The following is a 23,514-nucleotide window of genomic DNA, read 5'->3' on the forward strand; positions in this document are numbered from 1 at the left end:
ATGCAATTTGAAAGTAGAAAAACTGAAAAGGTTTATGAAGCTCTCCTTAGAGGTGTTTTAACTAAAGAAAGTGGTACAATTAATCTCCCAATGCGTTTAGATGTCGATAATAGACCATACCAAATTGTAGATATTGAAAAAGGTAAAAGCGCACTTACAGATTATAAGAGAGTAAGAATTGAAGTTTTAAATAATGAAAAGGTTAGTCGTGTTCTCTTCTATCCTCATACAGGAAGGACCCATCAAATTAGAGTTCATGCAGCAAGTGGCCTCAATCTACCTATTGTTGGAGATAGACTTTATGGAGAGAGAAAAGAATTTGAAAGGCTATGCCTTCATGCACGTTCCCTTAGCTTTTATCATCCAACTACTGGTGAAAAGCTTACATTCACCTCCAATCCTGAATTTTAATATTCTATTCTAAAGTTTATAGTAAAAAAATGGGAATAATAGATTAGTATTAATTTATTATTCCCTAGTACTTAGCATTCAAAAGTAAGATTATTCTTATCCAAACAAGGATATACCCAATTTAAGGAAAAATCCTTTACATATTCTTTTATTAGTCTTAGGCTCAATTCAATTGAGTTTGGAGAATGGCTATCTGTATTTCTTACAGTTGGAGCCTTTTGATCTTCTACCATGTGCCAAAATTCATCACAAGGATATTGGTAGTGTCCATTTACCTTTTTCTTTAGCATTCCATTTCCATTAATTTCAAGAGGAATGTTTTTCTCTTTTGAAAGCGCGATAATATCTTTTATTACCGCTAAGCTTTCATCCTTATTACCTTGATAAGCTGATAAAAATAAATCAGGATGAGCAACAAATGAAAAGAGGTTACTTTCCATTGCTTCAATCACAGTTTTCGCATATTGCTTTAAACCATATTCATCCATAGGATTTGTAAATATCGATGAATATCTTCCATCTTTGTCTTTAATAAAATGTGTTCCAGTAATTAGATAATTAACACGCTTTGAATCTAGTAAATCACGATAGTAGTTATAGTATTCCCTACTGTAATCACATTCATAGGCGAGTAAGACCTTAAGATTTTGATATTTTGCATCCATTTCTAAAGCATCTTTTTCATATATAGTCATCATCGAATTATCCATTCTTGAAGACTGAAATCTTCTATCTGGAAGTGGGAGGTGCTCAGAAAAGCCAAGTAGTTCTAGATTTTGACTGATTGCAGCAATACAATATTCATCAAGCGTACCAGAACCATGCCCACAATAGAAAGAATGGGTATGAAGATTATAAGCTGTGTACTTTTTCATAGGTTTTTAAGTGTTCCTCGTAACTCTGAGAAGTATATAACTTGCCCTCTTTATCATGCAAGTAATAAAGATCACTAATTTTTGAAGGAAAAAGGACTGCAAGTATTGCCTCCTCTGATGGACAACCTATTCCAGTTGGAGGAAGTCCTGCCTTTCTTCTAGTGTTATACGGAGTGTCTTTTTCATATATACTTTGACTAATAACATCACTCCAGTTATTAAGTTCATAGCGAGTAGTAGCATCAATTCCAAGTGGCATATTTTGTCTATACCTATTTAATATTATTGCAGCAATATCACTCATTTGCGTATTATCTTGAGTTTCACGATTGATAATTGAGGCAATTTTTACAATTTCATCTACACTTAAACCACTGTTTACAACTTGTTCAGGATAGTTTTTTAATATTTCAAAAAGAGCGTTATTCATCTCTTCAAGTAAATCTATTGAGGAAATAAATTTATATTCACCAGAGAGAAAATATCCTTCAGAAAATGATAGTCCATTTGCTTTACTAAAACTTTCAGCTGCTTTTAAAAACTCTCCCGCCTTAATTAAATCTCTATTTGAGAGTGCAAGATCGATATCATTTAAAGTATAGCCTGGGTATATTAATACACTATCATTCACCTTTTTTGTAGTAATTAGTTTAGCAACTTCCTCTTCATTAAAAGTTGAATTAATAAGGTATTCACCAGTTCTAATACTACTAGCTAGATTATTTTGATTTACATAAGTCAAAAACAAATCCTTTTGCAAAAAAGATGGTAAAATTGAGGCAACTTGAGAAGCACTCATTCCAGATTTTATTGTTAGTTTTACACTTAAATCCTCATTAGTTGCCAAATAAATATTACCATTTTCAATTTGCTTTGGCTTATTTATTCTCTTCTTAACTAAGAGTGCAATTGTTAAGATTAATAAAATAATTATTAATAGTATTACAAGATATATTAGGGTATTACTTTTTTCCTTTTTTACAGGGAGAGTTATTTCCTTTTGGACATTCTCTTCTTTCTTGGGAGTATTTTTCTTAACACTCTCCATTAAAGATGTTATTTCACTTCTTGTTTCCTTTCCCTTTTCTTCTTTAGGTTTTTCAACATTTTTCTTAACATCCTTAGGATTTAAATAAGCAAGCCTTTCTTCTCTAGTCATATTTGCTAGAGATGGATTGTTCTTTGGAAGTTCTTGTTTATCAAAAATAAGATTAACTTTTGCTTTCTTGCTAGTTATTTCTTTCTTTTCTTGTGTACTATTAACTTTCTTTTTAACTTCCCCTTCACTCTTCTTAGGAGTAGAAGTTGATTTCTTAGGAGTAGTAGTTTTTTTTACCTTTTCCTCAGTTTGAGTATTATTCTTACTACTACTTCCTCTCTTTGTAGGGGCACTTTTAGCTGGTACTTTAAATTTATTATCACTCATCTAAACCACCTAGCTTTTTAATTTTTTGCCTTAAATTTATATTTTCTTTTTCAATATCACTAATTTGATCATTTATTCTAGCAATTTCCTTTTTAAGAGATGAAATTTTCTTTTCATTTTCATGGATAATTGCAGAATAATCATCTAAGACAAGCATTGAACGACACTTTTTAATGTACTCAGTTTGAGAATCAATATAACGTTGGGTTTGAAGCATTTGAGTCATTAGATCAAGTAATTGATCTTGAGTTGATGCATTAATCCATTTTGATCCATTATCAAATAAAAATAATCCATAGCTGATACAAGCCTCTTCATAACTACTCTCAGCGTCCTTTAAACTTTCCTCTAAGATAGTTATGCTATCATCTTGATAGTTACTCATTAGGTTATCAACTTGGTTTTGTCTACTCTTTAATCGCTTTTTAATTATTTCTCTCTTCTTCGAAAGCTTTTGATATTCATTTATCAAATCCTCACTTCGAGGACTTCTAATTGTCTTTAATAGCTTATTCGAGTCAAGTAAATTAAAGAGACTAATAAAAGTATTATCTTGTTTTTTGATGTATTGAGAATACTTTACCTTTGCAATTGTTTTAGAAAAGATGCTTTCAGAATTACGATTTTGTGAAATAGTTTTATACTTTTCAACTTCTCCTTTAAATAGCTCTTTAAGCCTTTGGTCAGCATCTTCAGCTTGAGAGCGTTCAAAGGCAATAGCACCTAATGTTTTTTTTAGTTCTCTTATTTTTTTCTCAATTTCATCTAAGCGTTTTTTTAAGTCTCCAACTTGCAGCTTAGAGTCTTCAAGTGTAGTGCTATCACTTTTAGAATTATTTAATGACTCTACTAAAGCATTCTTATCCTTTAATGCTTCTTCAACTGCACTCTTTAATGAAGGTGCAATTACTATATCAGAGCCTGTACCATTTTTCATAACTTCATCACAAAGCTGAAAGGCAAATGTCCTCAAATCTTGGTATGACGACTCTATTTGTTTTTCTGCTAATTGGATTTCATTAAGAAAGTTCTGCATATTTTGGGATTATAACGCATAATAAGCCACTGGGGCAATTATTCTCAAATTGACAAAATACATTGATACAAAGTATTCTAACAGAGGCATTTTGCCCGGTATGATTGCAACATATTTTATTTTTTGACAATCCGCTTCCTGATATTTAAAAACAAATTTAGCCACATTATTATGTAGGAGTTTTAAAATGGAAAAAGAGATGGAGTTGGATCTTGATAGCCTTGCAGAGAAAATAAAGGATATTGTTAACAGCATCAAGATTGACAGCAACCCGGAAGAGCTCGACATGCTCAAAAAGCTTATTAAGAAAAATGTTCCTTTCACTTTAAGAGGTTATTTCTCTGCTTACCTTCTTAGAGAACTAACAAGAAAAAATGTTAAAAAGGAAAAATTTGCTAGAAAAGAAGTAAGAAAGAGCGCACCTGCTCCAATTAGAGAAGTAGAAAAGAAAGCTGAAAAAATTGTTTCTACTGTTTCTCCAGTGGAAGAACATAGTAAAGTCGAGAAACCTAGACAGGTAAAGGTTGTACCAGAAGGTGCAAAGACTCTTTATATTAACCTTGGTAAGATGGGTAGAATCTATGCAAAGGATCTTGTAGAGCTTCTCTGCGAAGATACAGGTATTACCAAAGATGATATTTACATGGTAAGGGTTCATGATAAATATTCATTTGTTTCAATGAGTGAAGAAAATTGTAATATTGCTATTAACAAGCTTCTTGGAAAGGTTATCAAGGGTAGAACAGTTCAGATTAACATCTCAAATAGAGAAAAAAGAGAGGATAGAAAAACTGAAGAAGCTTCCCCTGAGAAGGTAGAGGCATAATGATTATTACCCCACTCTCTGTAGGAGCTTTTGCAACTAATTGTTACATTGTAGAAGATAATTCATCTGTTACATTAATCGATGCTCCTCCTACAGAAAGTAGTAAAATTGTTAATTTTCTTAAAGCTAAAAATTTAAACCTAGACTTAATTATCTTAACACATGGTCACTTTGACCATGTGCTTAATTTAAGAGAATTAAAAGATGATTTTCCAAATGTAAAAATTGCTATTTCAAAAGCTGATTCACCATATTTAACAGATGGAGGCGAACTTATAAAACAGGATATAAGCTTTTTTGATAGTGGATTATTTTACAACAAAATGATGTCCTATTTACCTCTTCCAAGTCCAGATATTCTCTTAAATGACCAAGATAAGATATCATCATTTGAAGTGCTATCTACTCCGGGGCATACCCCGGGGTCAATTTGTCTTCTAAATAGAGAGGAAAAAATTCTCTTCTCCGGTGATACACTTTTTAAAGCAAGTATTGGAAGAACAGATTTACAAAATGGTAACTTTACTCAAATTATTTCTTCTTTACAGAAATTAAAAAAACTTGATGAAGACATTTTAGTTTTACCGGGTCATGGTCCTAGTACTACAATAGGTTTTGAAAAGAAGAATAATTCATATCTTTAAAACAAAAGAGCACCTTTTGGTGCCCTTTTGAAATAATCAGCGAGATCTCTTTTCTTCTGCTGTTTTGCAATCGATACAAAGTACTGCAGAAGGCATAGCTCTTAACCTATCTTCTGGAATCTTTTTTCCACACTTTAGACAAATTCCATAACGATTTTCACTGATACGCTTTAAAGCGTTCTCAATAGAAGTAAGTCTTTTTGCATCCATAGCATTAAGTGCTTCCATCTTCTTGAATGCACCTTCATCACTTGCTAAATCGACACTATCACCTCTACCTGTTGTAGCTTCAGTCTTAAACTTATCGTTATCACCTTGCATTTTAGCAATAAGAGAAGCCCTTTCTTGAAGCAATAATTCTTTCATCTCTTGAGTAAAATCACTAGCCATATTACACCTCCTAAAGAGATAAACCTAAAGTGAATATAACTGATTTTTTTACATTGTCAAGCTTTTTCTGCTTTAAATTATTTTTGTTACATTTTTTTAGTTATCGTCAATATATTTAATATATTTCTTTATTATATTTATAATTAATTATAATTTATTATAAAATATATTGTTTTTGTTTTTCTATCATTTTCCAAGTTATTTCCTTGTATATCCATAAAATAATTTTTTGTATCTCTGTTGACTATTAACATTTGATAGTGTAAATTAGTCCCTGCAATAAATGGACCAGAAGCATTTAGAGCAAAAAAATTATAGGAGCACATTATGAAGAGACTATTTTCTTCGGAGTCCGTTACAGCAGGACATCCAGACAAAGTGTGCGACCAGATTTCTGATGCACTTCTGGACGCACTTCTTTCTCAAGACCCAAATTCAAGAGCCGCAATTGAAACTACAGCATGTACTGAGTTTGTGCATGTAATGGGTGAAATAACTACAAAAGCAAGTGTTAATTATGAACAAATCGTAAGGGACACTATTAAAAAAATAGGTTATACAAAGCCTGAGTATAAATTTACAGATCAGACAAATGTAATTATCACACTTAATACACAGAGTCCTGATATCGCAATGGGTGTTGATAATGAAGGTGCAGGTGACCAAGGAATGATGTTTGGTTATGCAACCGATGAAACTGATGAATTTCTTCCACTCGCTTTTTCACTTGCACATAAATTAACATCTAGACTAACTGAAGTAAGAGAAAAAAATATTTTATCATATTTAAGACCAGACGGAAAATCTCAAGTAACAGTTGAATATGATGATAATGGTACAGTAAAAAGAGTTGATACAGTTGTTTTATCTGCTCAACATGATGACGATATAGAAATTGAAAGACTAAGAAGTGATTTACTTAAGCATGTTATTAAATATACTATCCCAGCTGATTTATTAGATGACGATACAAAGTATTTTATTAACCCAACAGGACGCTTTGTATTAGGAGGCCCTGCTGCAGATACAGGTCTTACTGGTAGAAAGATTATTGCAGACACATATGGTGGATATGCTCATCATGGTGGTGGAGCATTCTCTGGTAAGGATGCAACTAAGGTAGATAGAAGCGCTGCATATGCAGCAAGAAACATTGCAAAAACAATTGTAATGGCAAAAAAAGCAAAGGAATGTGAGATTCAATTAGCTTACGCAATTGGTGTTAAGGAGCCTGTATCTATTTATATTAATACATATAATACCGGAACTCTTCCTGATGAATGCTTACTTAATTGGATTAATAAGCACTATGATCTTTCTCCAAAAGGTATTATAAAGGCTTATAATCTTACAAAGCCTCAATACTCTATACTCTCTGAAACAGGACACTTTAGAAACCCTAATTCCACATGGGAAGAAATAAACATGGAAGCCTTAAATGACCTTATACAAATGGGTTAAAGTATCTTCCTTGATTAACAAAATTTAAAGATAGAGAAATGATTAGTAGTGCTATTGCTAAAAAAAGTGCTAGATAATCTGAAGCTTTAAAAGGACGTGATGAATACCACGTTCTTTTTTTTCGCTTACCAAAACCCCTTAGCTCCATTGCATTCGCGATAGTCTCAATTCTATCCATACTTGAAATAATTAAAGGAAATAGCATAGCGGCAGCATTTTTAAGTCTTTTTATTAGATTTTGCTTCTTTGAAGCCATCTCTAAACCTCTAGCCTGCTGACTAATCATGATGTCTTTAAACTCTCTTTGGATATCAGGGATATAACGTAGTGCAAGCGAAACAGAGTAAGCAACTTTATAGCTAATACCAATTCTATTTAAGGAAGAGGCAAATTCACTAGGGTCTGTTGTCGAAACAAAAAGAATAACAACCGGAATTGTAGCTAGATATTTTAATACAACATTTAGTTGATAAAAAAGTTGCTCAGCAGTAATGGTCCACCTTCCCAAGCCTTTAAATAATAAGGTTCTAGTTCCATATATGCTAACTCCATGCTCTGGTGAAAACAAATAAATAAGGAGATTATTTAATACCATAAAGACAAAGGTAAACCATAGTAAAAAACTAACATCTTTAAATTTTATCTTTGAAAGTGAAAATAAAACTATAGCTAAGATTGGAAGAACAGCTAAAAAACGAGTATCAAAGGTAGTCATTGCAGCAAATGACCATAAGATTAATACTAGTAGCTTTGTTGCACCAGTTAATTCATGGATAACAGATTTTCTCTCGATATAGTTAAAGATTGAGCTCATGCTCTTCTCCTTTTATCTTCTTGGATAAAGCGTCTAACAAATTCAGTTTCAGGAAGACTACAAAGCGATGCTAGTGCAGAGAGTGAGGTCTTTTTTAAGCTTGCCTCTTCACAGCGTCTTTCATCAGTTAAAATTTCTTCACAGGAAGTATCTGCAATTAAGTGACCATTAGTAAACACGACTGCCCTTTTTGTGTATTCAAGCATTAAGTGCATATCATGAGTAATTAATATAATAGTTACGCCAAGAGAATTTAGCTTTTTCAAGAACTCCATTATCTCTGTATAGTGTCTTAAATCCTGTCCTGCAGTTGGCTCATCAAGGATTATTATTTCTGGGTCCATTGAAAGAATTGACGCAATAGTAACTCTCTTTTTTTGTCCATAAGAGAGTGCACTTACAGGCCATGAACGCATTTCATATAGCCCGCAAACCTTTAATACAGAGTCAACTTTAGCCTTTATTTCATCATCACTCAGTTTACCTTCAAGCACGAGACCTAAAGATACCTCATCTCTTATCATAGGCTTTGTAATCATCTGATTAGGGTTTTGCATTACATATCCTATATGGTCAGCTCTTTCTTTAATTGAATAAGAAGATAAATCATTGCCATTGAGGTAGAAAACACCCTTTTGAGGCTTTTCAAAACCACAAATGAGCTTTGAAAATGTAGACTTACCTGCACCATTTCTTCCTACAATGCTAAGCATTTCACCTTTATTGACTTTTAATGAAATATTACTTAAGGCTTGGTATCCACCCTCATATGCAAATGAAATATCCTTTGCTTCAAGTAAAACCTCATCTGATAGAGGACTTTGATCTATAGTTACATTTTTATACCACTTATTAACCTTTTCTTTATCTTCACTTGAGAGCATCAATGTGTCGATTCTACCTGGTTTAATTGATGGTGTGATCTCTACTCCTGCATACTTTAAAGCAGTTACATATAGAGGCTCTCTAATACCATTTTCTATTAATAAATTAGAAGAAAGTAGTTCATCTGGAGATAAATCTGCAATAATTCTACCTTCAGACATCAAGATTACTCTATCAACATCTCGATATAATACATCCTCAAGACGATGCTCAATTATTACTACTGCGCTATCAGTTGTTTTATGAATTTGCTCAATTAGTTCAATAGTACTTTTACCGGCTTGAGGATCTAAGTTAGCAAGAGGCTCGTCAAATAAAAAAAGAGAAACATCATCTACCATGATTCCAGCAAGAGATACTCTCTGTTTCTGACCTCCCGATAACTCATGGGGAGCATGAGAAAGGAAGCCTTCGATGCCTACCTTTTTAGCAGCATTTAATACTCTTTCTTTCATCTCTGGGACTTTTATATTCTCATTCTCAAGGGCAAATGCAATGTCTTCCCCAACAGTTAATCCAATAAACTGTCCATCAGAATCTTGGAGTACGGTACCTGTGATCTTTGAGAGTGAGAATATTGAATGGTCTTTATAACTTACTCCACCAATAGTTAAGCTACCTGTAGCTTCTCCTGGATAGGAGGCAGGAATAAGACCATTCATACAGTGTGAAAGCGTAGATTTACCACAGCCAGAAGGACCACAAATAAGGACCTTCTCACCCTTTTTAATTGTTAAATTAATATTGAAAAGAGTTGGTTCTGCCTGAGACTCATACTTAAAGGTAAAGTCCTTAAATTCTATTACGCTTTCACTCATACTATCCTCAAGCTTCTTTCTTTAATGAACCTGCTTTTGGTTTTGCTGCAGAGAAAGCGATAGCTAAAAGGGTTCCAACAATTGCAGTTGTAACGATGTTAGCAATACCACCAACTAAGCCCTGAGTAAATACCTTATTAGCTGGTTCAGCATAAATTAAGATATCAAGAACTGGTGCAACTACTCCCCATGCAACTAAGTGAGCAACAACCTGCACAACGTTGAAGATACCAATTTCTTTTTTACCAAAGTTTTTCTCAAGGTTAATTTTCTTACAACCAAAGCCCATGATAAGACCAGCTACTGCAGATGCGATAACCCAGCTCCACCAAACGCCCCAACCATATGAGAAGTCAATTAATGCATGTCCGATAAATGCAATTAATGCACCTGCAAGAGGTCCAAAAAGAGCAGCCATAAATGCAAGTAGACCATACTGTAAGGAAATGTTTGTGTTAGGTACTGGACTTGGGATAGCAACAAAGCGACCAAGAACGAAGAAGAGCGCAGCTCCGATACCAACAGCAACAAATACTGTAATTGGTGATTTTTTATTCATTTTTATACTCCTTATTATAGGTGTTTTTTAATCTTTATTTTCCAGCCTTCTCCTGTTTGTATGTGATAAACAGAGGCAAAGTCACCTTGGTTTAATGCAATACCAACATTCAATAAACTGTTTATATACATCAAAGGTTCTCCCATATTAACTTCAGTAAAGTTTTTACAAAGCTTCAATGGATAACCAAAAACGATACAACCCTTATGGCTTATTTTTACGTCAACTAAATCCCCATAGCTTATTCCAGCCTCTGTTACTAATTCTCTTGGAATATTACTCCAAAGCGATCCATAACGAGTATCAAGGATATCTATGTTACCTGTTATTTCACCATTTGAAATTGAGGCAGGAGATAAATCTAGCTTTACAATACTTTCAGTATCAAGGCTTGGCCCAACCTCTTCAAATGAAATAATTCCACTTGCCAAACGAGCTGCTGTATATGCATATACATCTCTACCATGGAAGGTATAGCTTGCTTGAGAGTCATGTAAGCGGTTTGTTGCTTCTTCAATTTCTCTTACAGCAGAAATTCCTATTTCTTGTGCAACGTGTGTAAGTGTTCCATTATCAGGAGTGACAATGAAGTGTCCACTATTTGTAAGCGCTACAACACTCTTTCTATCAGAACCAACGCCCGGATCAACGACACAGACAAATACTGTACCTTTTTTCCAATATGTTAGAGCTTGAATAAGTCTATAGCTTGCTTCCCAAATATTAAACTGAGGTATTTCATGAGTTAAATCCTCAAGGCGAAGAGTCTCATCGACATCATCTGCTACTGCATGCATAGCGCTAACAGCCCCATCAACAGTACCAAAATCAGAGAGAAAAACTACGCATTTCCTAGTTCTTTTATCACTAGATATTTTTTCACCTACAGTTTTCTTTGAGCCAATAAAACTTGTTAAGTTTATCATTTAGTTTCCTTTCTTAACGAACTTCTCAATTTCATTATAAAATCCTTCATATGTTGTATGAAGAGCTAAATGAGGATATTCCTTTAAGATATTTTCAGGAGCACGGAACAAGCATCCTGCATCAGCAGTTTTAATCATATTAAGGTCATTGTAGCTATCACCAGCGGCAAAAGTTCTAAATCCCATTGAACGTAAACCTTCAATAGCCTTTCTCTTTCCATCTTCCTGCCTCATTTTAATTCCAGAAAGCATACCCTTTTCATCAATTTCGAGAGAGTTACAAAAGATTGTTGGCCATCCAAGCTGCTTCATTAATGGAGAAGCAAACTCAGCAAATGTATCGGAAAGAATAATTACTTGAGTAATTGATCTAAGCTTATCTAAGAATTCCTTTGCACCTTCAAGTGGCTTAATAGTTGCAATTACATCTTGAATGTCCTTTAAAGTAAGGCCATGTTCTCTTAATATTTCCATTCTTCCATTCATTAACACATGGTAATCAGGAATATCACGAGTAGTGAGCTTAAGACGCTCAATACCTGTTTTTTCTGCAAACGCAATCCATATTTCAGGGACTAATACTCCTTCAAGATCAAGACATACTACTTCCATGATAGCATCCTCCAGTAATTAATTTTTTGTGATTATTTTTAGCGCATGAGAGCTTAGAAGTAAAAAAATAATAATTAGTACATTCTTTAAGCTCATTTTCCATATTTTGATGATATAAAAAAACACTTCTATTACTCAATAGAAAGAGAATTAATAGCAGGAAACTTTATAATTTGGTAACATAATCGTCATGCTTAACTATATTTTATCATTTTTAACAGGAGCCATTATTTCTGTAATGGTTATCTTTAATACACAGTTTGGTGTTGCTACCTCCACAGAGGTTAGTACAATGATAAACCAACTTGTAGGTATTATTTTTATCACTATTTTAATGATCCTCTTAAGAAGGAATAAACAACTATGTCCACAGAGAACTAAGAGTCATTGGTACATGTATTTTGGTGGAATATTTGGTTTATTTATCTTAACCATTAACTACTATACAGTCCTTGAAATTGGGGCAACTCTAGCAATGGCTCTTGCGGTATTTGGTCAAAGTGCTATTGGACTATTTTTTGATGTGACTGGATTATTCGGAATTGAGAAAAAATCAATTACAAAGCAAAAATGGTTTTCTCTAGCAGTTTCATTTCTTGGAATATTAGTTATGAGCTTGCTCTCAGGTGGTTCATTTAAAATCTTGTATTTATTTTTAGCATTTTTAGCAGGCGCTCTTACCATGACTCAAATGGTATATAATAGTAATTTTGCTAAAGCTAAAGGCCCACTATTTTCTGCAAGACAGAATGTTATTTCAGGATTATTTGGTATTGTTATTTTCTCATTCTTAACTAAACCTCAAGTAACTACTGAGGCGTTAATAAAGGTTCCTACAGTTCCATTCTTTTTAATTGTAGGAGGAGGACTATTAGGGGTTTGGGTAGTTGTTAGTACTAACATTATTATACCTAAAATACCTGCAGTATACTCAGCATTACTGCTTTCAGCAGGTCAGCTAATAGCCTCACTCTTTTTAGATTACTTTATCTACAATACATTCTCATTTGCACTATTAATTGGTTCATCAATAATGCTATTGGGAATGTTCTTAAGCTTCTTATCTGATAAGAAAAGCTTAAATTAAGCCAAAGTCACTCTTTTGCTTTTCAGTTAAAGGTTTTGAGAGTGCCAATTTAGCGTTAACCATATTCTTTGATGTGCCGACGGCATAGTATGCTGAAAGTACATCACCATCAAGAACAAATACCTCTCTTGAAGTAGGAGTTTCAACTACGTGTCTAACACCATTTTCTGTAGCACTACCTAAGGAAACTGCCTCAAGGGAGGATATTTTTAATACAGCTGATGGAGATGCTGTTTTATAAGTCTTTCCAGGATTAAGTACACATCTAGCCATATCAAGAGCACTAGATACCATACAAGGTGTCTTACCTTCTACTTCAGCACAGTCTCCAATAGCATAAATATCATCATCATTTGTCTTTAATGTATTATCAACAACGATACCTCTATTAATATTTAAGCCACAATCTTTTGCAAGTTGAACCTCTGGTTTAACACCAATTGAAGTAACGAGGATATCACACATTAGCTTTCTTCCATCTTGAAGTGTTATCTCAAGTCCATCTTCAACTGTTACATTTCCTGCTTGAGTTAATACATCAATACCCATCTCTGATAATCTTTTTGCAAGGTATTCGCCCTCTTCTTTTCCAAATTGTCTTGATAATACCCACTCAGAGCGATCAATTACACTTACACGGATTCCTGAAGCATCATGAATTTTAACGGCAGCCTCCAAACCTAAAAGTCCACCACCTAGAACTGCTACTGAATTAGCATTCTTTAACATAGACATTAATACTTCAACATCCTTAACAGTTCTAATTGCAATAACTTTACTATTATTAATAGGTAGTTTATTTGCATTTGAACCCACTGCTAAAATTAGTTTGTCATAGTCAACTAAAGAATTATCATCAAGTACTACTTGGTGTTTATCTCTGTCAATTTTAATTGCTGCTTTATTAATTACATTTGCACTATCTGCTGCAATCTTAATATCTGCTAAACTTTTTCCCTCTAAGAGCTCAAGTATTCTAGCTCTATAGTATGGAGCTTCAATCTCCTTTGATATTATGGTCACATTATGACCTTCTTTAATTAATCTTTTTGAAGCAGTTGCAGCAGCAACGCTATAGCCAATAATTACAATATTCATTGTTTCACCTCAAGAATAAGGATAATACACAAGGTTGAAAAATAGAATAAATATTTAATAAAAAAAATGCCCTGTCAGCTTGCACCTCCGACAGGACGTTCGTAAACACGAAAGTATTACAAGATGTTCAGGTGTAAAACAGGGGAAAACCCGAACATGCTTTATTTATAACATATGGCATAAGTTTTGTCCAGTGCTAAAACAAATTATTTTTTATTTTATTAATTCAAATACTCCAACAATCTCGGAAGAGACCTTGATTGAAGAAAAATAATACTCTGTTGAAGCATTGACAGATTCATCCAGCATCATAGCTTTTGCCATTACAGCATTACCAATCCTGACAGAAGTAGAATCAAAGGATTTTTCTGTTATGTTTATCACATCCCCTGCCCTTAACCCTTGAGATGTTGCATAATCGTTTGCCCTTTCTCTTGCATTTTCTACAGCTTCTTTTCTTGCTTGAGATAAGTAACTAGCTCTTTGTGTTGAATCAAGAGAAATGTTTGAAATAGAAATCCCACTTACTTGCGTAATGCTATCAAAGACAGATGAGAGAGTAGAAATATCTCTTACTGTTATCTCAACACTTTGATTAGCCTTTTGACCAATTAAGTTTTGTTTTCCATCTTGCCATGAATACTCAGGTGAAATATTCATATAAGTAGTCTTAATATCATTCCTATCGATAATATACTCACTCATCAAAATATCAATTACTTTAGATATTTTAATATTTACACTCTCTTGTGCTTCTTTAGTTGTATCGGCTCTTTCTGTTACAGAAAGTGAAAAGGTTGCCATATCTGGCTGAACCTCAATTTCAGCTCTTCCTGATACCATTATTGTCCTTTCACTTTTATCAAGTGTTGAACAAGATGTAAAAAGTAGTGATAAAACTAAAAGAATTAAACAAAAATGCTTCAAATCAAAAGCCTCCGCGTTTCTTTTCTTCCTTTAATAAAAGACCTGTAGCAGCCATCATTAACGCATTATCGGAAATGCCACTTCCCATTTGATCAATAACATCTGCTAAAGGAAGTGATAAAATATCAATTTCCTCATTTTGATCTAAGTTTTGACCACTTACTTTTTCAAGGTCCTCAGCAAGGAAGAAATATTGTCTATTAGACATAAATGCATTGTTTGGAGAAAGGTTACCTAAGAGCGTAATCTTGCTAGCCTTAATACCTGTCTCCTCTAAAAGCTCTCTTTCTGCTGCTGTTAATGCATCTTCATCCTTTTCAACAAGACCTGCCGGAAATTCCCTTGTTACGCTATCAGAACCATGGCGATATTGTTGCTCTACAACAACTCTTACAACACCATTTTCATCTTTAAATATTGGAATGATTACAACCCATTCAGGACAGTCTACTGTTATGAAGTCGCCAACTCGACCATCTTGACTCTGCCTTTTTACCTTACTTACTTCAAATATTGGACATTTAAAAATCTTTTCAGGCTTTTCACTTGCCCAATATAAATGCATAGTATCGATATTAGGATCTGTTGTAAAAATATCACTCTTCATCTTATTTTTTCCTTGAAGAACAATTAGAAGTACATCCTGCACATGCACTAGGAGAACACTGAGGAGTGCCCATAAAAGAAGTATCTCTACCAGTTGAACATGCAGTACCAAAGTTAATCTTTCTAGCGATTTCTAAGAGTGCATCGCGAGAAGGATGGGTATTTCCATCTTTCATGAAATCTTCGCCTTCATCCTCTGCTTTTCTTAACTCTACTTCCATTGGAACTCTTCCTAAGAAAGGAACATGCATATCCTGGCACATTTTCTGACCACCACCAATTCCAAATACAGGAATTTCTGTTCCACAACCAGGACACTTTAAGCCAGACATATTTTCAATAACACCGATGATTGCAACACCCATTCTTCTTGAAAAACCTACACTTCTTCTAGCATCAAGCACAGCTACACTCTGTGGTGTTGTTACAATAATAGTACCAGTAAGCTCAGGAATAGACTGACAAACAGTAAGCTGTTCATCACCAGTTCCTGGAGGAGAGTCAATTAAAAGATAATCGAGAGTACCCCACTCAACATCTGCTAAAAATTGTCTAATAGCACTATTTTTCATACTACCTCTCCAAATGATAGGAGCAGTAGGATCTGAAATTGCAAAAGCTAAGGATACAACCTTTAAACCTTCTCTTGGTTCAACAGGATAAAGAACCTTACCATCAGGAGATCCTAATACACCATCCTCACAACCAAGCATTTTAGCAACATTTGGTCCATGAATATCTGTATCAAGGATACCTACAGTACAACCCATATCTACGAGTGCATTAGCTAAATTTACAGTTACAGTAGTCTTTCCAACCCCACCCTTTCCAGACATGATAAGAATCTTACGAGAGATTTTATCCATATTCTCTCTAATTGCTTGGGATTGGAGTTCATACTCATCAACCTGATTATCTTCCATTATTTTTCTCCTTATTATCATTATTATTTAAATCCACAGGTAGGATAATATCATCAAGGCGCTGTGGCTGTTGTTCTTCCTTATGCTTAGCTCTTCTTCTATTAATACTTTTCTTCATCGACTCCTTCTCTTTATACTCTCTTACATAGCTTTTTCCAGATGAAAGGATTATCGCAACAGGCTTAAGGGAAGGAACCATAAGACAAATAATTTGGATAATAGACATAACAGGAACAGCTAAGAACATACCTGCTATACCCCAAATATAACCCCAGAATGAAAGAGAGATAAGTATCATTAATGGAGAAATATTAAGTTGTACACCCTGAATTCTAGGGTCAATAATATTTCCAAGAACCATTTCGATAGAAATTGTTAGTACTGCAACGTAGACTATCATAATCCAGTTTGGAGTAAATTGGATAACTGCCATAAATATTGTAAGACCTGTAGCAATTATTGAACCAATAGTTGGTATATAGTTCAAAACGAATGCTAAGAAGCCCCATAGGAGTGCGAAATCAAGTCCGGTTACTAAGGCTGTTAAGTAGAAACAGATACCTGTTAATAGTGATATGATTGTCTTTAAAGCAAGGTACTTTGAAATTTGTTTATTAATTTTTCCAAGTAATGAAGAGAGTTTTTGTCCCTTCTCTTTATCAAGTGCAAATGAAATCTTAGGCATGAATGTTGATCTTTCAAAAAGTAAGAACATTAATGTAATTAGAATAATCATTACATCTGATAGTAGTGATAATACTCTAGATGAAATACTTGTTAGCCAGCCCATCAAAAATGAATACCAGTCAACATTTAATGATCCAATTATTGAAAAATCCTTTGGAATATCATCTACATAATCAATAATATATTGACTTAAAAGAGTATCTACAGCCTTAACTCTTTCTGCATAGTATGGAAGCTTCGCAATAAGCAAATTTACTAGTATTCCGATTAAATAGCCTAATATTAAGAATATAGCAATTACAAAGACCATTATAAATACAATTGATAAACCACTTGGTATTTTCAGCTTTGAGAGCTTTTCCATAATTGGGTTAACAAATGCAAAAATAAATAGAGCAAAAGCTACAGGTATCATTACTTCAGATGTAGCTTTTAATACAAATAGAAATAAAATTATTATTCCTAAGAATAATATTGTTCTAATTTGTCTCAGATAGTTATTGCTCGCTTCTTCTTTCATGTTAAAGAGTTTAAAACACAAGACAAAAAGTCTCAAGGTATGTATTATTGGATTAATGGAAAAGCAAAAATATCTTGATAGAATTAATATAGTACTTGTTGACACCCAAGATGGTGCAAACATAGGTTCCGTATGTAGAGCTATGAAAACTATGGGAATTACAGACCTTTCATTAGTCACTACTAGAAGCTACGATGATAACAGAGTAAGAACTCTAGCACTTCATGCTTCAGATCTTTGGGAAAATGCTAAGTATTATACCACACTAGAAGATGCGTTAAAGGATAGTATCTTTGCTGTTGGTGCAACTAGAAGAAGAGGAAAGCATAGAAAGTTATCAGCTTACTCCCCTGAGCAATTAGCTAAGCACCTTGCTACTCTTCCAGAAGGAAGGATTTCTATTGTTTTTGGTAGAGAGTCTGATGGATTAAGAGATGATGAGGTTGCACTTTGCAGCTCCATTGTTACAATACCAACGAGTGATGCATTTCCATCACTAAACCTCTCTCAGGCAGTTCAGATTATCACATATACTCTATTCCAGGAGGCCCAAGAATATCCTCAAGGTAAAAGTGCTGTAACTCGCACAAGAATTGAAAAAGCCAGCGATGAAGCCTGCGAGCACCTTTCTAATATTGGATATTTTAAATGGGATGAAGAGAAAAAGTGGTTAAATCAATTTTTTAGAGATACACTTGAAAAAGCTGGCCTTCAAGAAAGTGAAATGCAACTTTTTGATAAACTATTTAGAAAAATTGAAATGATTAAAATTCATAAGGATAAAATAAATGAATGAAAAAAATTTTTTAAATCCGCTTCCTCGTGTCGTTGCGCATAGAGGCGATAGCATTAATTATCCAGAAAACACTCTCCCTGCTTTTATTTCTGCAGTAAAAATGGATATTGATGTAGTTGAAACTGATATTCACATTACAAAGGATGGGGAGCTTGTTATTTGGCATGACCCTACTCTCGAGAGAAATACAAATGGAAGTGGAACAATAGAAAGTCATACCTTAGCAGAACTAAAGAAACTTGATGCAGGGTACACATTTACAAAGGATGGGGGTAAGACATTTCCTTTTAGGGGAAAGGGTGTTCAAATCTGCACACTCTCTGAAGCCCTTGAAGCATGTCCTGAACAACGCTTTAATATCGACTTAAAGAGTAAAGATATAAAGATTGTAGATGCTTTTATTAAAACAATAAGGGAGCATAATGCACAAAACAGAGTTTGTGGAGCTTCATTTCATCTTTCAAATTTGAAAGAATTAAGAAAAAAAGCACCAGATATTTTAACTTCTATTACAACATTAGAGGTAATTCCAATTCTACTAAGGCAAAAGCTACACATTCTTCCAAAGAGTTTTAATAGAAAGATAATTTTCCAAATTCCTCGCTCTCAATGGGGAATAAAGGTAGTAACACCAGACTTTGTTAAGCAAATGCACAAAAGAGGTGCAATTGTAATGGTTTGGACAATCAATGATGAGGCATCAATGCGTGAACTGTTTGCTATGGGGGTTGACTCTGTAATGACAGATGACCCTCAGCTTGTAATAAAAGTTGCTAAGGAGATGAATATTCGTGAAAAGTGATGTTTTTTACACAAATTTAAGAACTGGTTTTAATAACTCCCTTCTTGATAAGCTTAATAGGCTTATGACTAAGGCCGGAATAAGCAATATTGATTTTGAAGATAAATATGTTGCAATTAAGATGCACTTTGGAGAACCAGGAAATCTTGCATTCTTACGTCCAAACTGGGCAAAATGCGTTGCTGATAAAGTAAAAGAGTTAGGAGGAAAACCTTTCTTAACAGATTGTAACACTCTTTATGTTGGCGGAAGAAAGAATGCTTTAGACCACATGCTAACAGCAGAGCAAAATGGTTTTAACTACGTTTCAACAGGTTGTCAAATTATCATTGGTGATGGTTTAAAAGGTAGTGATGATATTGAAATTCCAGTAGAAGGTGGAAAATATATCGAAACTGCAAAAATCGGAAGAGCCATTATGGATGCAGATATCTTTATTTCTCTTTCACACTTTAAGGGTCATGAAGGTACAGGCTTTGGTGGAGCATTAAAGAATATTGGAATGGGGTGTGGCTCTAGAAGAGGTAAGATGGAAATGCATGTATCAGGTAAACCAAATGTAGACAAAGATGAATGTATTGGTTGTGGTATGTGTACTAAAATCTGTGCTCACGGTGCTCCTCTATTAAAAGATAAGAAATGCACAATTGACCATGAAAAGTGTGTAGGCTGTGGAAGATGTATTGCTATTTGTCCAAAGGATGCAATCCATGAAGGAACCTCTCACTCAAATGAAATACTTAACTGCAGAATGATGGAGTATGCAAAAGGTGTTCTATCAGGTCGTCCTTGTTTCCACATCTCAATTGCAGTTGATATCTCTCCTAATTGTGATTGCCACGGCGAAAATGATATGCCTATTATCCCTAATATCGGACTTTTTGCTTCATTTGATCCAGTTGCATTAGACCAAGCTTGTGCAGACGCTGCTAACAAAATGCCAGTTAATCCTAACTCAATGTTAAGTGAAGCAAATAAATGTCATCATGACCACTTTGATGATATTCATCCAGATACTTCTTGGAAACAAGGTCTTGAATATGCCCAGTCTATTGGTCTTGGTTCAAGAGAGTATAACCTTATTGAGGTAAAATGACCGAAAAACAAAAAGAAGATGCACTTTCCTTTGCTCAAAAGCTAGCAAAGGAGAGTGATGATAAAACAATTGATGAAGCAATTAGTAAGGTAGATAAATTCAAATCAAATAAAACAATTAAAAAGATTTGGGACCATGTACTAATTTTAATTGAAGTTATAAAATCCCCTCTTTTTCATAGAACTATTTCATTTGGTGCTATTGCTGCAATTCTATATCTTGTCTCTCCAATCGATATCATACCTGATGTCATTTTAGGAGTGGGACTACTTGATGATGCTTTTATCATCTCAACTATGCTTGCAGGAGTTGTTAAGAATATTAAAAACGACCCAATTAAAGCAATTAGGTTTATTGATTCCCTTCCCCCTCATTTAAAGGATACTGCTGGTAAGCTTTTTGGTGTTACCGCAGGAGCTATTGCAGGTTATAAGGTTGGTGAGGCAGCAGGTGGATACTTAAAAGATCATAATTTAGAGTCTACACTTGAAAACGTAGTAAAAGAAAATCAAAGTCTAGATGAGGTGTTTAATAACCAAAAGAAGGAGATAGCTAACTTAGCAACTACCTTTTTAGCAAAAGAGCTAAGAAAACAAATTATTGCTTCATTTAGAAAGCGAATAACAAAAAGCTTATTAGTTTTATGCTTTACATTACTTGCTGTAATATTAACTCTTGTTCCTATCTTTGGTAATGCATCAAAGTATTTTGCATCTCTTCTTTTACTCTCCGGCTACTTGTTAACCTTAATTGTAATAGTCACAGCAATAAAGAAAATGTGGCCATACCTAAAATCAATAATTAAAGAAAAAAGTTTAAAAAAAGGTATAGAAAAGAAGTTAATTGAGGAGTATGAAATACTAGAGAGTGGAAAAGTATTTATTCAAAAGCTATGCACAAAACTAAATATCAAACTTGAATTAAGTATAGATGAACTAAAGAAGTTAACTCTCTTTTTACTTAAAAGCTTTTCAACAGAAATTATTCTTTATATTTTGGGTTCAGGAGCAATTGTAGTTGCCTTTATTGCATTAAGGGTACACTTAACTACAATAAGTGTTTCATTAACACCACTAAAGCTACTTTTGTTTCCTCTATTTACATAATCAAAAAAGGCTTCCAGGAAGCACCCTAGAAGCCTTAATTACTTCTTAGAGAATCTTATCTACATCAAGATGTGTTGATTCAATATCTTTAAAATACTTGTAGGTATCAACCTTTAATTCACCACATGCAGGTTCATCACAAACAATTAATGCATTTGGATGCATCTGAAGAGCAGAACATGTCCAAGCCTGTGAAACAGCACCTTCAATTGTTGCCTGTAAAGCTCTAGCCTTGCTATGACCATTAACTAATACAACAACCTCACGGCTATCTGTAACAGTCTGAACACCAACTGTTAATGCAGTATTTGGTACTTTATTAATATCTCCACCAAAGAAACGAGAGTTCATAACCTTTGTATCATAGGTTAATGTCTTTTGACGTGTTCTTGAGCAAAGTGAACTAAATGGTTCATTAAATGCAATGTGACCATCAGCACCAATACCACCTAAGAATAAATCGATACCACCATAAGACTTAATCTTTTCTTCATAACGAGCACATTCAGCTTTTACATCTTCTGCATTACCATTAAGCATATTAATATTTTCAGCAGGAATATCGATATGGTTAAAGAAGTTTTCATGCATAAATGTCCAATATGACTGCTCATGATCGCGAGGAAGACCAACATACTCATCCATGTTGAATGTTACAACATTCTTAAATGAGATATATCCAGCCTTGTTAAGTCTGATTAACTCTTTGTAAGTTCCAATTGGGGAAGAACCTGTAGGAAGGCCTAAGATAAAAGGTCTATCACTTACCTTCTGATGATCCTTTATTGTCTTAGCGATATGTCTAGCAGCCCAAAGAGAGAGCTTTTCATAATCGTTTTGAATAATAACACGCATTTTTTTTATTTCTCCTTATTTTCTATATACTACCATGAAAAAATTCAAGAAACAATTAGATTGCGCCCTCTATTATTCCTCCTGCAACTAATACTTCTCCATCATATACGACTGCACTTTGACCGCATGTTGCAGCCTTTACATTTGTTAAGAATTTAACCACAAAGCCATCCTCAGTTTTTTCAACATGGGCAGCATCACCATGGCTAGCAGACCTAATTTTAACATTATAAATTTTGTCACTCTCAAAGTCGGTTCTTGAAACGTAATTAACGTTCTTTACAACTACTGAACTCTGCAAGGTCTCTTCATCATAACCAACAATTACACGGTTTTTTACGCTATCAAGGCCGATTACATAAAGAGGTCTAGGAGCTGCAATTCCAAGTCCTTTTCGCTGTCCTATTGTATAGTGCCAAAATCCATTGTGGTGACCTAACACCTTTCCTTCAGAATTTACAATATCGCCTTTTTTATCTTCCACTTGAAGTAAATCTGTATAGTCTCCGCCATAGAAATCTTGGCTTTCATCCATATCCTCTTTATGGAAGCCCATTTCTACATCAATTTTTCTTACATCAACTTTTTTTAACTCTCCAAGAGGAAAAAGTATCTTTGAAAGTTGCTCCTGAGAAAGACGATAAAGGAAGTATGACTGGTCCTTTTTCTCATCTACTGCTTTATGAAGTTCATATCGGCCACTTTCTTCATTATAAATTATTCTTGCATAGTGACCTGTAGCAAATTTATCAAACTTTAGTCCTGCTTCCTTTGCAGCCTCAACAAGAGCACCAAATTTAATTTTAGCATTACACCATACGCAAGGATTAGGTGTACGCCCATTCATATACTCAGATCTAAAGTTTTTAAGAACAGTGCTTTCATATATTTCTGTGCAATCGAGGACATGATAGTCAATTCCAAGCTTACGGCAAAACTCAGCAGTTTCTTCCTTATCTGCTTCTTCTGCAGGTGAGTAACAACTATTAGCACTAACTGGTGCTGGATATGGAGAATCCTTTTTCCATATTAGCATTGTAACACCAGAAACATTATTACCAGCCTTCTTAAGTAAATAAGCACTTACACATGAGTCTATTCCACCAGAAAGTCCAACTAAAATATTCATTTATAATCCTCCGAATGTTGAGTCTATAAAAAAGATTAACTCTCCTGCAAGTGGGGTCAACTACCGCCACCCTAAAGGGTGCCAGCTTGCAACTGCCCAGCAGTACTAACGGCTTCTAGCCTCCTGCCTTTAATTCCTGCAGTTTCCTTCTATGGACTTGCAGATGGCGTTACATCGTGGGGCAATTGACTGTGCCCCA

The 23,514-nt window shown here is 34.3% G+C and carries 25 protein-coding genes; 9 read left to right on the top strand and 16 right to left on the bottom strand.

Annotated features, from left to right (window positions below; genetic code table 11):
- The coding region (locus SOY52_RS07030; RefSeq protein ID WP_320848251.1) for an RluA family pseudouridine synthase at positions 1-411 on the top strand (411 nt) is incomplete at its 5' end.
- A 71-nt stretch (positions 412-482) separates the two neighbouring features.
- Here the strand turns inward: SOY52_RS07030 and SOY52_RS07035 are convergent.
- The 3 genes from SOY52_RS07035 to SOY52_RS07045 are packed head-to-tail and all read right to left on the bottom strand — an operon-like array spanning position 483 to position 3,748.
- Positions 483-1,286, bottom strand: coding sequence for a PHP domain-containing protein (locus SOY52_RS07035; RefSeq protein WP_320848252.1), 804 nt, complete (start codon positions 1,284-1,286; stop codon positions 483-485).
- Positions 1,264-2,712, bottom strand: a complete 1,449-nt coding sequence (mltG, locus tag SOY52_RS07040) for an endolytic transglycosylase MltG (protein WP_320848253.1) — start codon at positions 2,710-2,712, stop codon at positions 1,264-1,266. Before mltG ends, SOY52_RS07035 begins: the two co-directional genes overlap by 23 nt.
- Complete coding sequence (locus SOY52_RS07045) at positions 2,705-3,748, bottom strand: hypothetical protein (RefSeq protein WP_320848254.1); 1,044 nt, start codon at positions 3,746-3,748, stop codon at positions 2,705-2,707. Before SOY52_RS07045 ends, mltG begins: the two co-directional genes overlap by 8 nt.
- Before the next feature lie 187 nt (positions 3,749-3,935).
- Here SOY52_RS07045 and SOY52_RS07050 point away from each other — a divergent pair, with 187 nt between their 5' ends.
- Both SOY52_RS07050 and SOY52_RS07055 read left to right on the top strand, forming a co-directional pair.
- The gene (locus tag SOY52_RS07050) at positions 3,936-4,574 is read left to right on the top strand and encodes a DbpA RNA binding domain-containing protein (protein ID WP_320848255.1); all 639 of its coding nucleotides are present in this window, start codon (positions 3,936-3,938) and stop codon (positions 4,572-4,574) included.
- Positions 4,574-5,218, top strand: a complete 645-nt coding sequence (locus tag SOY52_RS07055; RefSeq protein WP_320848256.1) for an MBL fold metallo-hydrolase — start codon at positions 4,574-4,576, stop codon at positions 5,216-5,218. The genes SOY52_RS07050 and SOY52_RS07055 overlap by 1 nt, the downstream gene beginning before the upstream one ends.
- A gap of 36 nt (positions 5,219-5,254) precedes the next feature.
- Here SOY52_RS07055 and SOY52_RS07060 read toward each other — a convergent pair whose 3' ends face one another.
- Complete coding sequence (locus SOY52_RS07060) at positions 5,255-5,608, bottom strand: TraR/DksA family transcriptional regulator (protein ID WP_320848257.1); 354 nt, start codon at positions 5,606-5,608, stop codon at positions 5,255-5,257.
- 327 nt (positions 5,609-5,935) lie between these two features.
- Between SOY52_RS07060 and metK the strand changes: the two genes are divergently transcribed.
- Positions 5,936-7,069, top strand: coding sequence for a methionine adenosyltransferase (metK, locus tag SOY52_RS07065; RefSeq protein WP_320848258.1), 1,134 nt, complete (start codon positions 5,936-5,938; stop codon positions 7,067-7,069).
- Here metK and SOY52_RS07070 read toward each other — a convergent pair.
- Genes SOY52_RS07070 through thrH form a run of 5 tightly spaced genes read right to left on the bottom strand, consistent with a single transcriptional unit; the run spans position 7,053 to position 11,683 of the window.
- Positions 7,053-7,883 carry an energy-coupling factor transporter transmembrane component T gene (locus SOY52_RS07070; protein WP_320848259.1) on the bottom strand — a complete coding sequence of 277 codons (831 nt, stop codon included), beginning with the start codon at positions 7,881-7,883 and terminating at the stop codon, positions 7,053-7,055. The two genes, metK and SOY52_RS07070, sit on opposite strands and share 17 nt — an antisense overlap.
- Positions 7,880-9,586, bottom strand: coding sequence for an ABC transporter ATP-binding protein (locus SOY52_RS07075; RefSeq protein WP_320848260.1), 1,707 nt, complete (start codon positions 9,584-9,586; stop codon positions 7,880-7,882). Before SOY52_RS07075 ends, SOY52_RS07070 begins: the two co-directional genes overlap by 4 nt.
- Positions 9,587-9,593: 7 nt before the next feature.
- Complete coding sequence (locus SOY52_RS07080) at positions 9,594-10,145, bottom strand: ECF-type riboflavin transporter substrate-binding protein (protein ID WP_320848261.1); 552 nt, start codon at positions 10,143-10,145, stop codon at positions 9,594-9,596.
- Positions 10,146-10,159: 14 nt separating this feature from the next.
- Entirely contained in the window at positions 10,160-11,071 is a 912-nt protein-coding gene (locus SOY52_RS07085; protein WP_320848262.1) for an S-adenosyl-l-methionine hydroxide adenosyltransferase family protein, read from the bottom strand.
- Complete coding sequence (gene thrH / locus SOY52_RS07090; RefSeq protein ID WP_320848263.1) at positions 11,072-11,683, bottom strand: bifunctional phosphoserine phosphatase/homoserine phosphotransferase ThrH; 612 nt, start codon at positions 11,681-11,683, stop codon at positions 11,072-11,074. It abuts the gene before it with no gap.
- A 190-nt stretch (positions 11,684-11,873) separates the two neighbouring features.
- Between thrH and SOY52_RS07095 the strand changes: the two genes are divergently transcribed.
- Positions 11,874-12,770 (top strand): DMT family transporter, encoded by an 897-nt coding sequence (locus tag SOY52_RS07095; RefSeq protein WP_320848264.1) that lies wholly within the window; start codon positions 11,874-11,876, stop codon positions 12,768-12,770.
- Here SOY52_RS07095 and SOY52_RS07100 read toward each other — a convergent pair.
- The 5 genes from SOY52_RS07100 to SOY52_RS07120 form a co-directional block, all read right to left on the bottom strand.
- The gene (locus tag SOY52_RS07100) at positions 12,762-13,868 is read right to left on the bottom strand and encodes an NAD(P)/FAD-dependent oxidoreductase (RefSeq protein ID WP_320848265.1); all 1,107 of its coding nucleotides are present in this window, start codon (positions 13,866-13,868) and stop codon (positions 12,762-12,764) included. The two genes, SOY52_RS07095 and SOY52_RS07100, sit on opposite strands and share 9 nt — an antisense overlap.
- A gap of 213 nt (positions 13,869-14,081) precedes the next feature.
- Positions 14,082-14,795 (bottom strand): SIMPL domain-containing protein, encoded by a 714-nt coding sequence (locus tag SOY52_RS07105; RefSeq protein ID WP_320848266.1) that lies wholly within the window; start codon positions 14,793-14,795, stop codon positions 14,082-14,084.
- 1 nt (position 14,796) lies between these two features.
- A complete protein-coding gene (locus SOY52_RS07110) occupies positions 14,797-15,402 on the bottom strand; it encodes an NUDIX hydrolase (RefSeq protein ID WP_320848267.1) in 606 nt (201 codons plus the stop codon).
- 1 nt (position 15,403) lies between these two features.
- Entirely contained in the window at positions 15,404-16,324 is a 921-nt protein-coding gene (locus tag SOY52_RS07115; RefSeq protein ID WP_320848268.1) for an Mrp/NBP35 family ATP-binding protein, read from the bottom strand.
- A complete protein-coding gene (locus SOY52_RS07120; protein WP_320848269.1) occupies positions 16,314-17,531 on the bottom strand; it encodes an AI-2E family transporter in 1,218 nt (405 codons plus the stop codon). Before SOY52_RS07120 ends, SOY52_RS07115 begins: the two co-directional genes overlap by 11 nt.
- On the opposite strand from SOY52_RS07120, the gene SOY52_RS07125 reads away from it, so the two are divergent.
- From SOY52_RS07125 to SOY52_RS07140, 4 genes are read left to right on the top strand one after another with little or no spacing between them, the layout of a single operon-like run.
- Positions 17,530-18,327 carry an RNA methyltransferase gene (locus SOY52_RS07125; protein ID WP_320848270.1) on the top strand — a complete coding sequence of 266 codons (798 nt, stop codon included), beginning with the start codon at positions 17,530-17,532 and terminating at the stop codon, positions 18,325-18,327. The two genes, SOY52_RS07120 and SOY52_RS07125, sit on opposite strands and share 2 nt — an antisense overlap.
- On the top strand, positions 18,320-19,129 hold the full coding sequence (locus SOY52_RS07130; RefSeq protein ID WP_320848271.1) for a glycerophosphodiester phosphodiesterase: 810 nt from the start codon (positions 18,320-18,322) through the stop codon (positions 19,127-19,129). The genes SOY52_RS07125 and SOY52_RS07130 overlap by 8 nt, the downstream gene beginning before the upstream one ends.
- Positions 19,119-20,225 carry a DUF362 domain-containing protein gene (locus tag SOY52_RS07135; protein WP_320848272.1) on the top strand — a complete coding sequence of 369 codons (1,107 nt, stop codon included), beginning with the start codon at positions 19,119-19,121 and terminating at the stop codon, positions 20,223-20,225. The genes SOY52_RS07130 and SOY52_RS07135 overlap by 11 nt, the downstream gene beginning before the upstream one ends.
- On the top strand, positions 20,222-21,331 hold the full coding sequence (locus SOY52_RS07140; protein ID WP_320848273.1) for a YkvA family protein: 1,110 nt from the start codon (positions 20,222-20,224) through the stop codon (positions 21,329-21,331). Before SOY52_RS07135 ends, SOY52_RS07140 begins: the two co-directional genes overlap by 4 nt.
- 45 nt (positions 21,332-21,376) lie before the next feature.
- On the opposite strand, the gene nagB is transcribed toward SOY52_RS07140, so the two are convergent.
- Positions 21,377-22,186 carry a glucosamine-6-phosphate deaminase gene (gene nagB, locus SOY52_RS07145; RefSeq protein ID WP_320848274.1) on the bottom strand — a complete coding sequence of 270 codons (810 nt, stop codon included), beginning with the start codon at positions 22,184-22,186 and terminating at the stop codon, positions 21,377-21,379.
- Positions 22,187-22,241: 55 nt separating this feature from the next.
- Complete coding sequence (gene mnmA, locus SOY52_RS07150; protein ID WP_320848275.1) at positions 22,242-23,315, bottom strand: tRNA 2-thiouridine(34) synthase MnmA; 1,074 nt, start codon at positions 23,313-23,315, stop codon at positions 22,242-22,244.
- Positions 23,316-23,514: the final 199 nt, after the last annotated feature.

This window comes from Bullifex sp. (assembly GCF_034103065.1).
GTDB lineage: Bacteria > Spirochaetota > Spirochaetia > Sphaerochaetales > Sphaerochaetaceae > Bullifex.

Coding starts and splice junctions, on each gene's coding strand:
- mnmA (WP_320848275.1), bottom strand. CDS start 23,315: ATGAATATTTTAGTTGGACTTTCTGGTGGAATAGACTCATGTGTAAGT.
- SOY52_RS07055 (WP_320848256.1), top strand. CDS start 4,574: ATGATTATTACCCCACTCTCTGTAGGAGCTTTTGCAACTAATTGTTAC.
- SOY52_RS07140 (WP_320848273.1), top strand. CDS start 20,222: ATGACCGAAAAACAAAAAGAAGATGCACTTTCCTTTGCTCAAAAGCTA.
- SOY52_RS07085 (WP_320848262.1), bottom strand. CDS start 11,071: ATGATAAACTTAACAAGTTTTATTGGCTCAAAGAAAACTGTAGGTGAA.
- SOY52_RS07060 (WP_320848257.1), bottom strand. CDS start 5,608: ATGGCTAGTGATTTTACTCAAGAGATGAAAGAATTATTGCTTCAAGAA.
- SOY52_RS07100 (WP_320848265.1), bottom strand. CDS start 13,868: ATGAATATTGTAATTATTGGCTATAGCGTTGCTGCTGCAACTGCTTCA.
- SOY52_RS07130 (WP_320848271.1), top strand. CDS start 18,320: ATGAATGAAAAAAATTTTTTAAATCCGCTTCCTCGTGTCGTTGCGCAT.
- SOY52_RS07080 (WP_320848261.1), bottom strand. CDS start 10,145: ATGAATAAAAAATCACCAATTACAGTATTTGTTGCTGTTGGTATCGGA.
- SOY52_RS07095 (WP_320848264.1), top strand. CDS start 11,874: ATGCTTAACTATATTTTATCATTTTTAACAGGAGCCATTATTTCTGTA.
- SOY52_RS07035 (WP_320848252.1), bottom strand. CDS start 1,286: ATGAAAAAGTACACAGCTTATAATCTTCATACCCATTCTTTCTATTGT.
- SOY52_RS07050 (WP_320848255.1), top strand. CDS start 3,936: ATGGAAAAAGAGATGGAGTTGGATCTTGATAGCCTTGCAGAGAAAATA.
- SOY52_RS07070 (WP_320848259.1), bottom strand. CDS start 7,883: ATGAGCTCAATCTTTAACTATATCGAGAGAAAATCTGTTATCCATGAA.
- thrH (WP_320848263.1), bottom strand. CDS start 11,683: ATGGAAGTAGTATGTCTTGATCTTGAAGGAGTATTAGTCCCTGAAATA.
- nagB (WP_320848274.1), bottom strand. CDS start 22,186: ATGCGTGTTATTATTCAAAACGATTATGAAAAGCTCTCTCTTTGGGCT.
- SOY52_RS07120 (WP_320848269.1), bottom strand. CDS start 17,531: ATGAAAGAAGAAGCGAGCAATAACTATCTGAGACAAATTAGAACAATA.
- metK (WP_320848258.1), top strand. CDS start 5,936: ATGAAGAGACTATTTTCTTCGGAGTCCGTTACAGCAGGACATCCAGAC.
- SOY52_RS07045 (WP_320848254.1), bottom strand. CDS start 3,748: ATGCAGAACTTTCTTAATGAAATCCAATTAGCAGAAAAACAAATAGAG.
- SOY52_RS07115 (WP_320848268.1), bottom strand. CDS start 16,324: ATGGAAGATAATCAGGTTGATGAGTATGAACTCCAATCCCAAGCAATT.
- SOY52_RS07075 (WP_320848260.1), bottom strand. CDS start 9,586: ATGAGTGAAAGCGTAATAGAATTTAAGGACTTTACCTTTAAGTATGAG.
- SOY52_RS07110 (WP_320848267.1), bottom strand. CDS start 15,402: ATGAAGAGTGATATTTTTACAACAGATCCTAATATCGATACTATGCAT.
- SOY52_RS07125 (WP_320848270.1), top strand. CDS start 17,530: ATGTTAAAGAGTTTAAAACACAAGACAAAAAGTCTCAAGGTATGTATT.
- mltG (WP_320848253.1), bottom strand. CDS start 2,712: ATGAGTGATAATAAATTTAAAGTACCAGCTAAAAGTGCCCCTACAAAG.